Below are 10,260 nucleotides of genomic sequence, written 5' to 3'. Positions count from 1 at the left end.
TTTTGCCAGTGTTGATCTGTCAGCATGGTACGAGGCATAGCGAATAGTAAAATTGGGTTTGGCGATTTGATTTTACTACTTCGCTATTTTTTTAAGCTAAAAGTGTCAACACACCCTAAATAAAAGCAGAATAAATCTGGCTGTAGCGATCTATTCGCTATAGCTTTCACTTATAATTTTGCCATCATTCTTTTTCACCTTTTGGCCAATGATACCTTCACAGCAGTATCGGTTTTTACGTCACTCTTTGCGTGATGGACGTAGTATTAACCCGCAAGATTCATCTCGATGGACCAAGTTGCACCTTGATCCATGGTTATTGTGCTTTCTGGTTCTCAATGCAATCCTGGGTTTAATGGTGGTGTATAGCGCGACCTCCGAAGACTCTGGCATGGTGGTGCGTCAGGCCGTCAGTTTCGGGATTGGTTTTGTGCTGCTATTTATCTGTGCGCAGATTCCACCGAAAGTCTATCAGGCGATTAGTCCATACCTGTATGCCTTCGGGATCTTCATGCTGCTTCTGGTCTTTGTGATTGGTGAAAAACGTTTAGGTGCAACCCGCTGGATTACCTTGCCGGGGGTGGGAAGCATGCAACCGAGTGAGGTAATGAAATTTGCGATGCCTTTGATGATGGCATGGTATTTTGCACGTAAGCCGTTTCCTCCCAAATTTTTGCATATTGTCGGGGCTTTGATTTTATTGGGCATACCATTTGTTTTGGTGGCGCTTCAGCCTGACTTGAATATTGGTTTGGTGATTCCCGGTATTTTTGTTCTATTTTTAAGTGGCATGTCATGGCGTCTGATTGGTGGTGCAGTTGCAGCAGTTGCTGTGGCAGCACCGGTTGCATGGATGTTTGTGCTACAAGAGTATCAAAAAAAGCGTATTACCACCTTGTTTGATCCGGAGTCGGATGCCTTGGGCGCGGGCTGGAATATTATCCAGTCCAAAATTGCCATTGGTTCAGGTGGTTCCACGGGCAAAGGCTATACCGAAGGTACGCAATCACATTTAGGTTATCTGCCTGAACATCATACTGACTTTATTATGTCGACGTATGCTGAAGAATTCGGTTTTATCGGTGTTTTTCTGCTGTTCAGTTTATTCACTGCCATTATTATTCGCTGTTTGATGATTGGTTTAAACAGCTTTCATAACTTTGGCCGTTTATATGCTGGAGCCATGGGACTGACCTTCTTCTTCTTTGTATTTTTAAACTCCGGCATGGTGAGCGGGATTTTACCTGTGACCGGAGATCCATTGCCGCTGATGAGCTATGGCGGAACGGCGGTGATTTCCATGTTGGCCGGGATGGGCATTGTGATGTCGATTCATACTCATCGATAATTATTCTAAAAGTCGGACTGGTTCCGGCTTTTTTAGTATTCTTAAAACAAAACATAAATCTCTATTAAGTATAAAAAGGAAGTTAAGTTTGAGTAATATTTTTCGTGAATCAGAAAAAATGTTGGTAGAGCTTGGGAGTGAATTAAATAATTCAATATTTTTGGAGGGTGGGCCTCGGCTTGAGATAGTTTATCAATGCTGTGAATTGTCGATTGAGCATGGTGTGGCTATTCTCAGTTTACTGGAAATAAAAAGAGATATATCTGCGCTTGCCTTGTTTAGAATTCAGTTTGAGGCGGTCGTTAGAGCTTACTGGTTACTTATGGTTGCCTCAAATCAAGAAATACAAAAGTTTGAATTAAATAATGCAGATGACCTTTTAAAGAATATTAAAATCCCGACAGCAGTAGAAATGATAACGAAATTAGAGAATATTGTAGAGATAGCTCATATAGTAGAGATATTTAAAGAGTTTAAATTTTACTCATTAAAACATTTGCATTCTATTGTTCATACAGGACGAAATTCATTAATTCAAAAAAGAGCAGGATTAGCTGATGAGCAAATGCTTGTGATTATTAAACAAGTAAATGGATTTATTACGATGGCTGCACAAATATTGTTAAGACATGCGGGTAAAGAAAAGTATATTCATCACATTCATGCGCAATATAGAAATTGTTTCCAGATGCAGAGTGATATAACAGTAGAACAAAAAGCAGAAATCGATAAGCGATATCAAAAAGCCCTCACTTGAGGGCTTTTTTAATTTCATACTTTAACTGAGAAACCAGGTGTAATAGCCCCAGATCATTAAAGGCCATGCCAAGAATGGACTAAACAACCATTTCCAGAACCAGTGGCGCGGCATAAAGCCAACACCATGGACAAAGCCTCCAGAAATACCAATCATGATATACATCATGGCACTATGGCTATATTCACCGTTGGCATCCAGCATTGCAGAAGGATGAACCAATAACACTGCTGCGAGAGGAAAAGCCAGGAGGCAGGAAATCATCATCGCAAATTTGTTTGGTTTCTTGTCTACAACGGTTTTCTCAAGCGCAGCTTCGGTCATGTTTTATTCCTCATCTAGGTCTTGGTGTTGTTCCATGTAAATGGCAGCAATCACACTGGCAAAACATGCCATCAGTACACCCAGAATCCAAGCAAAATACCACATAGTTGTCTCTCCTTAAGACACAGCCCTTAGTACAGGCTGTGTGAATTATCTTCAATGTGTTTGTTGGTAATCACGCCCCACATCTTGTAATAACACCAAGTGGTATAGATCAGGATCAGTGGAACAAAGATACAGGCAGCAACGGTCATAACGGTTAAGGTATTTTTACTAGATACCGCATCCCACATGGTCAGACTTGCAACCGGGTTAATGCTTGAAGGCATCAGGAAAGGGAATAGGGCGAAACCAGCAGTCAGAATTGCACCGATAACTGCCAGAGATGAACCCAGGAAGCTCAAGCCTGCTTTATTTTTACCTGCTGCCAGTACAATGATCAAACCGCCCAAAATGCCGACAATAGGCGCTGCCATCGTGATTGGATAAGTCGAGTAGTTATTCATCCAGCCTGGATTGGCATTGGTCAGCACTTCTTTGGCGAGCGGGTTGGCAACACCATTGGTATCAAAAGGTGTAACCAGTGTATAACCTTGAATACCACCAAAGTACAGCCAAGCGCCTGCAGCCAGGAAGGTAACCAGATAAACCAGACCCATGATTTGTGTTGCTTTGGCAGAACGTTGGCGTAGGTCACCATCAGTACGCAGCATTAACCATGCACCACCATGTGCACACAGCATCGATAAGCTGACCAGACCACACACAATAGCAAACGGATTCAGTAGTGCAAAGAAGCTACCAGTATAAGTAGAACGTACAGTTTCATCTAAAGTAAATGGTACACCCAGGAACATGTTGCCGAATGCCACACCGAAGACCAATGCAGGCACTGCACCACCAATGGCTAGACCCCAGTCCCATGAATTGCGCCATTTGGTATTTTCCAGTTTTGAGCGATAGTCAAAACCGACCGGACGCAGGAATAGGGCAAACAGTACCAGCAACAGTGCCCAGTACATGCCAGAGAAGGCGGTTGCATAGACCATTGGCCAGGCAGCGAACAAAGCACCGCCGGCAGTAATAAACCAGACTTGGTTACCGTCCCAGTGCGGCGCAATGGTATTGATCGCTGCACGGCGCTCGCTATCATTTTTGCCCACAAATGGCATGATCGCCATGGAGCCCATATCGAAGCCGTCGGTGAGGGCAAAGCCAATCAGCAATACGCCTACCAGCACCCACCAAATGATTTTTAATAATTCATATTCGATCATGCGTGAGTCTCCCCATTTGACTTTTCTGCAGCTGCAAGCTTTTCAAAATGGTATTTACCAGTATGCAGTGAGCTTGGGCCAAGACGTGAGAACTTGATCATCAGATACATCTCGATAATCAGTAACACGGTATAGAATGCTGCCAATGCGAGGATTGAACCCCAGACATCACCTGTGCTTAAGCTTGATGCTGAAAGATGCGTCGGTAATACCTCACCAATAGTCCATGGTTGACGACCTACTTCTGCTACATACCAGCCAGTTTGCGCAGCAACCCAAGGTAAAGGCAGTGCAAATAATGCAAATTTCAATAACCATGGTTTGTTTTCAGCATTACGTTTTGCTACCGCAAAAGTTGCCAGTGCAAATAGAAGTAGCATCAGGAAGCCGGAAGCTACCATGGCACGGAATGCCCAGAACAGGCTTGGTACGTGTGGAATAGTGTCTTTAGCAGCTGCTTTGATTTGCTCTTCAGAAGCATCAACGACATTTGGTGTGTATTTTTTCAGAAGTAGACCGTAACCTAAGTCTTTTTGGCTTTCTTCAAAAGCGGTTTTCAGTTCTGGAGACTGATCACCAGCACGTAATTTTTCCAGTTGTGAATAGGCCACCATACCATTACGGATACGCGCTTCATGCTGAACCAGCAGGTCCTTAATACCTGTAACTTGTTCAGTCGTAGAACGTGTAGCAATCAGACCCATTACATAAGGAATTTTCACTGCATAATCTGTAGTCATGGTTTCCTTATTCGGGATACCGAACAAAGTAAATGGCGCAGGTGCAGGGTGAGTATCCCATTCTGCTTCAATCGCTGCCAGTTTGGTTTTCTGTACATCGCCCAGCTCATACCCTGATTCATCACCCAGTAAAATCACTGAAAGTGTAGAAGCAAGCCCGAAGATGGCTGCAATGGCAAAAGAACGGCGTGCAAAAGGCAAGTCACGTTTTTTCAGCATGTAGTAACTTGAAATAGCCAGGACGAAGATGGCACCTGTGACATAACCGGCAGATACTGTATGCACAAATTTAACCTGAGCGACCGGATTAAAGATCAATGCAGCAAAGTCCACCATTTCCATACGCATGGTTTCATAGTTAAATGCCGAACCGACCGGGTTTTGCATCCAGCCATTGGCGACCAGAATCCAGAGTGCGGACATGTTCGAGCCTAAAGCCACCAGCCAGGTTACTGCCAGATGTTGCACTTTGGACAGGCGATCCCAGCCAAAGAAGAACAAGCCAATAAATGTCGATTCAAGGAAGAAGGCCATCAAACCTTCAATCGCCAGTGGTGCACCGAAAATATCACCGACATAATGCGAGTAATAAGCCCAGTTGGTTCCGAACTGGAACTCCATGGTCAGGCCCGTGGTTACCCCTAAGGCAAAGTTAATACCAAACAGCTTTCCCCAGAACTTGGTCATGTCTTTGTAGATTTCTTTGCCGGAAATCACATAGGTGGTTTCCATAATGGCAAGCAGAAATGCCAGACCTAGCGTCAGTGGAACAAAAATAAAGTGATACATCGCGGTCATGGCGAACTGGAACCGCGAGAGATCGACCACGCTTTCAGAAATCATCAACGTGTCTCCTGGATTTGGGAAGGATTGCCGGCGATACGCTCGGCGACTTGGTTATCAAAATTTTTAGGAATCGTAGGCGCATCAAACCAGATATTTTTAATTACCATCAGTAGAATAACCTTGATAATTAAAATAGCGGTTATTTCTCTAACCACTCTCTGGTTTAGATTTTTGGGAACTAAGCTCATTCGACTAAGCCTGTTATATGACTTGTTGTATATTATTAATCTATTGTAACTAAAAAATAAATAGACGATACAGTTTAAATAAATATATATTTATAAATGTTTGAAAATATTAAATATATATTTATATGAGTTAAAATTTATTCTAAATATTTTTTATTATTTTATGTAATTTTATCGGTTTTTAAATCCGACTAAAATGCTTATATTTATATATTTTAATGTAGATTATTTTAGTTGGATTAATATTTTTTAATCTGATTAAAATGCTTGGTTTTAAAATAAAGAATAAAATTAATCAAACTAAACTGGTTGGTTTTATGAGGGTTGAATATCAGTGTCACAATCTTTCTCACTATATTTATATTGATAAAAAACACACCAAAAAAAGAACATGCTGGAGGCATGTTCTTTTTAAGCTTTGTGAGGGAGACTGGACTTAGAAGTCGTAACGCATGCCTAGAGAAAGACCTAGGCTGTCTTCACCGCGTGCGCCACCTACAGCATTGGTACGACCTTGTGCCCAAGGGGTAAGGTTTGAGTTTTCATCATTTAGTACAGTTGCTATGTTGCCATAAATGCGGACTGTTGGATCTAAACGGTGTTCAAGTCCGATTGCCAGTAAAGTTGCATTCGCATCATCGGCATCGACATCGCGGTGGAATACTTCACCACGGAATGAGGTTTTTGGTGCAAATTTATATTCACCGGCTACACCAAATACTTGTGCATCTGGGTTTGCTTCAGAATTATCATGTTGAAGGAATTGGTATAAACCGCCCAGATTGAATTCAGGGGTGATTTTGTAAGCACCAGCAATACGGAAACCATCGCGTTCGCCACGACCTGCATCTTCTTCATAATGTTCATAGGCAGCAGCAAAATCAACTTTACCTTCTTTATAGGTTAAAGCGAGGTCGTATGCTTTATCATCGCGATTATCTTTATTGGTAGTAGTTGTGGTTCCCGGTACGACTACTGTTACTGGACCATTCACAGTTTCAATTACAGTAGTTTTTGGTGAAGACGTTGACACGCTATCAGGGCTATTACCTTCGTGTAAAGAAAGTGCTGCTAAAACATTAAAGCCGCCGCCAAACTTAGGTGATTTATATTCAATGGTATTGTTATTACGTTCATCAAAACGCAAGTTGCCAGCACGTGTGACGTTACGAACATCACCGACCATATCACCAAAGAAGTTGACCGGGCCACGTGCTACTTTGAATGGGCTGTCAAAACGGCCGATACGCGCTTGACCGAAATCACCTTTTAAACCAACAAAAGTATCGCGAGTTGCAAATTCAACATCATCGTTTGCAGAACCACTTGCAAAGTTAATTTCCTGTTCGATTTGACCAAATACGGTCATACCATTTTCTAGTTTTTGTTCAGCTTTAAAGCCTAGGCGTGAAGAGTTTGAAGAAAGACCTACTTCGTTATAATCCTGGCCATCGTCCAGATAATCTAAAGAAACGTGTGCACGACCATACACTTTAACATCAGCAGCAGCTGCCATCACTGGTGTTAAAATTGTTGCCCCGATTGCTAATGCAGATAACGTTTTTTTCATGTGTTGCTCCAATAAAGACTTTTTTATTCATCGTCTTAAAAACAAGTTTCAGTATTGTTTTGAAACATCTACTGCTCTATTGGTGCCAAGTATTCATTACAAATAAGTCAATATGATTAAGGAAATATTTCAGAAATATTAAACACAATCATTGTCTTATTTTTTATAGGATTATGAGTGGGGTAAGCAGGATTGATGCAAATGCAGCTAAGTTCGGTGTTTGCTGCAAAACCTAAAAATAGGCTAGGTGACTTTTACTGATATTTGAGTGGCTTAATTCAGGGTGCAATACATCAGACATAAAAAATGGAGCCGAAGCTCCATTTTTAGGTATTAAGAATAGCTTAAAGGGCAGCTTTAATTTTCTCAGCCAGCGCTTTAATTTTTTCCTGGTCGCCCATTTGTGCTGCATGTTTGCCCAGATTGTGCAAAGAGGTAGGAACCAGATGGAAATGTACGTGTGGTACGGTCTGACCCGCTGCGGCCCCTGATAATTGCATCAGCACGATACCGTCCACACCTAAACCTTTTTCAATGGCTTTTGCAACTTTCTGTACGATCTGAATCGTATAGGCTGCAGCTTCAGGGGGTAGATCCAGTAAAGTGATCGCCGGAGTTTTCGGAACCACGAGAGTATGACCTTCTGCCTGAGGCATGATGTCCATAAATGCAAGAACCTGGTCATCTTCATACACTTTTATCGCAGGAAGTTCACCGCGTAGAATTCGTGCAAAAATATTCTGATCATCATAAGTCATAAGTATATTCCTTGAGCGTCATTAAACTGAATTATTTACAGTTCAATTCTTTCTGACGATCTTTGATCGCGTCAAGACGTTGTTGCTCTTTTTCCGAGAATTTTGGCTTGGTTGTATAGCAATTGTCATTACCAAACTTGGCTTTTGCTTCAGGATCTTTGAAACAGAAACCTTTAGACGCATAAATCACGTCATGATCATTTTTTAATTTTTTGCACTCTTGTTCAGATGCAAGAACCGATGTTGAAGCCCCGAACAAAGTTGCAAAGCCAATCAATGCTGCAACAGAAAATTTCTTCATGAGAGTTTCCTCTGGGTTATCCACTATATGTGCCTGCCTACTAGTCACAATATGAGGTTTCGTTATCATTATTCAATGGCGAGATATTACTCGATGGTAATATTACTCCATGATTCATACATTTTCACAGCACTGGAAAAATCACTGTTTTTATCCGACAGATCGCTGGCCGCTTGAATCAGATTCTGGGTCAACGAGAGCACAGGCGCAGAAATTTTGGCTTCACGCGCAAGGTCGATTGCAATGCCTGTATCTTTGGCCAAGAGTGGCAGGGCAAAGGTTACAGGAAAACTGCGGTTTAAAATACGCTGCGGCAAAACGGTTTCAGTCACCATGCTTTTACCACTTGAAGCATTAATACAATCCAGCGCTTCATGCAAGTTTACCCCATGCGCTTTCAGTGTAGTAAAGCCTTCTGCGACGGCACACAGGTTTACAGCCATTAACATATTATTTACGGCCTTCACTGCAAAACCTGCGCCAGATTCACCCACATGCTTGATCAGCTTGCCAAAAGCCTGCATCGCAGGAAGGGCTTGTTCATAGCCCTCTGCATTACCGCCCACCATCACAGTTAACGTGCCATTTTCAGCGCCAATGGTTTGACCGCTGACCGGTGCATCCAGAAAGATTACCCCATGTTCAGCCAGTTGTACTGCCAGTTTTTGGGCAGAATCCGGTACACCACTGGTGCAGTCGACCCAGACTGAACCGGATTTAAGCGGTAAATTTTCCAGAAGTCGTTCAACGTCAGCGCTAGTTGGCAAGCATGAAAAAATCACATCTGCCTGTACGGCCTGTTCCAGTGTGACGGCTTGGGTGCCATATTCAGCAGCATGTTGCTCTGCTTTGTTAAAGCTGCGGTTCCAGACATAGACCGTATCAAACTGCTTGGGTAAATGTGCTGCCATACGAAAACCCATTGCACCTAGGCCGATAAATGCCACTGACTGAATCATGCTGTACCCTCTGAATATGTTTAAAGCTATTTAATATTTTTTCTGGTGCGGGGAATCTACACTAAACATCAAGACGTGTAGAGCGCTGCACCAGCCAGGTCGTCATTTTGGGCCAGAATGTATTTGCCGTTTTCTGGTTCGACATTAGTCCAAGATGACCACCCGGTATAAGAGTAAACGTCTTATCCTGGCTACTTGTCAATTCCATCAAAGGCTTAGCTGACTGTTCTGTGACAATCTGGTCGGTTTGACCTGCACCTACCAATAGGGAGCAGCTGATATTTTTAAGATCAACAATACGACCATCTAAAGTGATAGAACCGTATTTTAAAGGATTTTGCAGCCATAAATGCAGAACCATGTCCTGATTAATCCCGCCCGGATAATCGATCATCTTGTTCAGGAAATTCCCCATGGTGGCATGTTCATAGACATCTTCGACATGATCCAGATTCAGCAAAAACTGCTTCTGGCTTTTTAGCCAGCCAATCGGATCAAGTAATTTAAAGCCCAAGGCATTTACAATACCCGGCGTATGAATATATTGCTTCGGGATCAGTCCTTGATGAATGGCCTGTTGCAAATTCTTATTTTTAGAAATCAGTTTATTGGTCGTAGAAAAAAGTTTGCCGACACGTCCTGACGCATAACTGTCGATAGGACTGCCCACCACGATCAGATTCTTGACATGTTCAGGCGAATGCAGGGCTGTATAGAGCGTGACAAACACCCCAGCCATACTCCAGCCGTGTAAGGAAATGAACTGACTGCCTGAATGCTTGCAGATGGTTTCAATGGATTGAGGAATGGCTGCATCGATAAAAGATAAAAAATTCAGGTGACGGTGCTTAAAGTTAAAGCGTTTCCATTCCACCAGATAGACATCAAAACCGCTATGCTGAAAATGCTTGACCAGAGAGCGATAAGGATACAGATCATAGATATCCATATTAATGGCTAACGGTGCGATGAAAACCAGAGGCTCCTTATATTTTTTCTCAGGTGAAGCGTAATAACGAATCTTGCAAAACTCGGTGCCGGCAATATATTCAAAAGGGGTTTTTTGCGACAGGATCAGTGAGGAGGCATTAAACACCCGGGTGCTGAGGTGTTTCAATTTTTTTTGCTGGCGTTGAAAGTTTTGTTTTAACTGAATCATGTAAATAAAATATCCGTATCCGCGGGAGGATTG

Annotated in this window: 12 protein-coding genes; 2 read left to right on the top strand and 10 right to left on the bottom strand. The window is 42.5% G+C overall.

Annotation, left to right across the window (positions count from 1 at the left end; translation table 11 throughout):
• Positions 1-208: 208 nt before the first annotated feature.
• Both rodA and WFH18_RS11225 read left to right on the top strand, forming a co-directional pair.
• Positions 209-1,348 carry a rod shape-determining protein RodA gene (rodA, locus tag WFH18_RS11230; protein ID WP_004278715.1) on the top strand — a complete coding sequence of 380 codons (1,140 nt, stop codon included), beginning with the start codon at positions 209-211 and terminating at the stop codon, positions 1,346-1,348.
• Positions 1,349-1,436: 88 nt separating this feature from the next.
• Positions 1,437-2,105, top strand: coding sequence for a DUF6988 family protein (locus WFH18_RS11225; protein WP_005247214.1), 669 nt, complete (start codon positions 1,437-1,439; stop codon positions 2,103-2,105).
• A 21-nt stretch (positions 2,106-2,126) separates the two neighbouring features.
• Here the strand turns inward: WFH18_RS11225 and WFH18_RS11220 are convergent, their stop codons facing one another.
• The 10 genes from WFH18_RS11220 to WFH18_RS11175 all read right to left on the bottom strand — a co-directional run bounded on the left by WFH18_RS11220 (position 2,127) and on the right by WFH18_RS11175 (position 10,227).
• Positions 2,127-2,429 (bottom strand): cyd operon YbgE family protein, encoded by a 303-nt coding sequence (locus WFH18_RS11220; RefSeq protein ID WP_004278714.1) that lies wholly within the window; start codon positions 2,427-2,429, stop codon positions 2,127-2,129.
• Between the two features lie 3 nt (positions 2,430-2,432).
• Positions 2,433-2,534, bottom strand: a complete 102-nt coding sequence (gene cydX / locus WFH18_RS11215) for a cytochrome bd-I oxidase subunit CydX (protein ID WP_004278713.1) — start codon at positions 2,532-2,534, stop codon at positions 2,433-2,435.
• Between the two features lie 26 nt (positions 2,535-2,560).
• On the bottom strand, positions 2,561-3,706 hold the full coding sequence (gene cydB / locus WFH18_RS11210; protein ID WP_004278709.1) for a cytochrome d ubiquinol oxidase subunit II: 1,146 nt from the start codon (positions 3,704-3,706) through the stop codon (positions 2,561-2,563).
• A complete protein-coding gene (locus WFH18_RS11205; RefSeq protein WP_005262762.1) occupies positions 3,703-5,289 on the bottom strand; it encodes a cytochrome ubiquinol oxidase subunit I in 1,587 nt (528 codons plus the stop codon). The genes cydB and WFH18_RS11205 overlap by 4 nt, the downstream gene beginning before the upstream one ends.
• The gene (gene cydP / locus WFH18_RS11200) at positions 5,289-5,480 is read right to left on the bottom strand and encodes a cytochrome oxidase putative small subunit CydP (RefSeq protein WP_004278707.1); all 192 of its coding nucleotides are present in this window, start codon (positions 5,478-5,480) and stop codon (positions 5,289-5,291) included. The genes WFH18_RS11205 and cydP overlap by 1 nt, the downstream gene beginning before the upstream one ends.
• A gap of 436 nt (positions 5,481-5,916) precedes the next feature.
• Positions 5,917-7,050, bottom strand: a complete 1,134-nt coding sequence (locus WFH18_RS11195) for a porin (protein ID WP_004278706.1) — start codon at positions 7,048-7,050, stop codon at positions 5,917-5,919.
• Positions 7,051-7,394: 344 nt separating this feature from the next.
• Positions 7,395-7,808: an HIT family protein gene (locus WFH18_RS11190; RefSeq protein ID WP_004278705.1), complete on the bottom strand. Its 414-nt coding sequence runs from the start codon at positions 7,806-7,808 to the stop codon at positions 7,395-7,397.
• 31 nt (positions 7,809-7,839) lie between these two features.
• Complete coding sequence (locus WFH18_RS11185) at positions 7,840-8,109, bottom strand: YARHG domain-containing protein (protein WP_004278704.1); 270 nt, start codon at positions 8,107-8,109, stop codon at positions 7,840-7,842.
• A gap of 86 nt (positions 8,110-8,195) precedes the next feature.
• On the bottom strand, positions 8,196-9,068 hold the full coding sequence (locus WFH18_RS11180; RefSeq protein ID WP_005100067.1) for an NAD(P)-dependent oxidoreductase: 873 nt from the start codon (positions 9,066-9,068) through the stop codon (positions 8,196-8,198).
• A gap of 61 nt (positions 9,069-9,129) precedes the next feature.
• Positions 9,130-10,227: an alpha/beta fold hydrolase gene (locus WFH18_RS11175; protein ID WP_005100070.1), complete on the bottom strand. Its 1,098-nt coding sequence runs from the start codon at positions 10,225-10,227 to the stop codon at positions 9,130-9,132.
• Positions 10,228-10,260: the final 33 nt, after the last annotated feature.

Origin of the sequence: Acinetobacter sp. USHLN143 (genome assembly GCF_037145695.1) — a bacterium.
GTDB lineage: Bacteria > Pseudomonadota > Gammaproteobacteria > Pseudomonadales > Moraxellaceae > Acinetobacter > Acinetobacter fasciculus.
This window is presented reverse-complemented; position numbering and strand designations above follow the sequence as displayed.

Bases quoted from the DNA above. Each gene is read 5' to 3' on its own strand.
- rodA (WP_004278715.1), top strand. From the start codon at position 209: ATGATACCTTCACAGCAGTATCGGTTTTTACGTCACTCTTTGCGTGAT.
- WFH18_RS11220 (WP_004278714.1), bottom strand. From the start codon at position 2,429: ATGACCGAAGCTGCGCTTGAGAAAACCGTTGTAGACAAGAAACCAAAC.
- cydX (WP_004278713.1), bottom strand. From the start codon at position 2,534: ATGTGGTATTTTGCTTGGATTCTGGGTGTACTGATGGCATGTTTTGCC.
- cydB (WP_004278709.1), bottom strand. From the start codon at position 3,706: ATGATCGAATATGAATTATTAAAAATCATTTGGTGGGTGCTGGTAGGC.
- WFH18_RS11205 (WP_005262762.1), bottom strand. From the start codon at position 5,289: ATGATTTCTGAAAGCGTGGTCGATCTCTCGCGGTTCCAGTTCGCCATG.
- cydP (WP_004278707.1), bottom strand. From the start codon at position 5,480: ATGAGCTTAGTTCCCAAAAATCTAAACCAGAGAGTGGTTAGAGAAATA.
- WFH18_RS11195 (WP_004278706.1), bottom strand. From the start codon at position 7,050: ATGAAAAAAACGTTATCTGCATTAGCAATCGGGGCAACAATTTTAACA.
- WFH18_RS11190 (WP_004278705.1), bottom strand. From the start codon at position 7,808: ATGACTTATGATGATCAGAATATTTTTGCACGAATTCTACGCGGTGAA.
- WFH18_RS11185 (WP_004278704.1), bottom strand. From the start codon at position 8,109: ATGAAGAAATTTTCTGTTGCAGCATTGATTGGCTTTGCAACTTTGTTC.
- WFH18_RS11180 (WP_005100067.1), bottom strand. From the start codon at position 9,068: ATGATTCAGTCAGTGGCATTTATCGGCCTAGGTGCAATGGGTTTTCGT.
- WFH18_RS11175 (WP_005100070.1), bottom strand. From the start codon at position 10,227: ATGATTCAGTTAAAACAAAACTTTCAACGCCAGCAAAAAAAATTGAAA.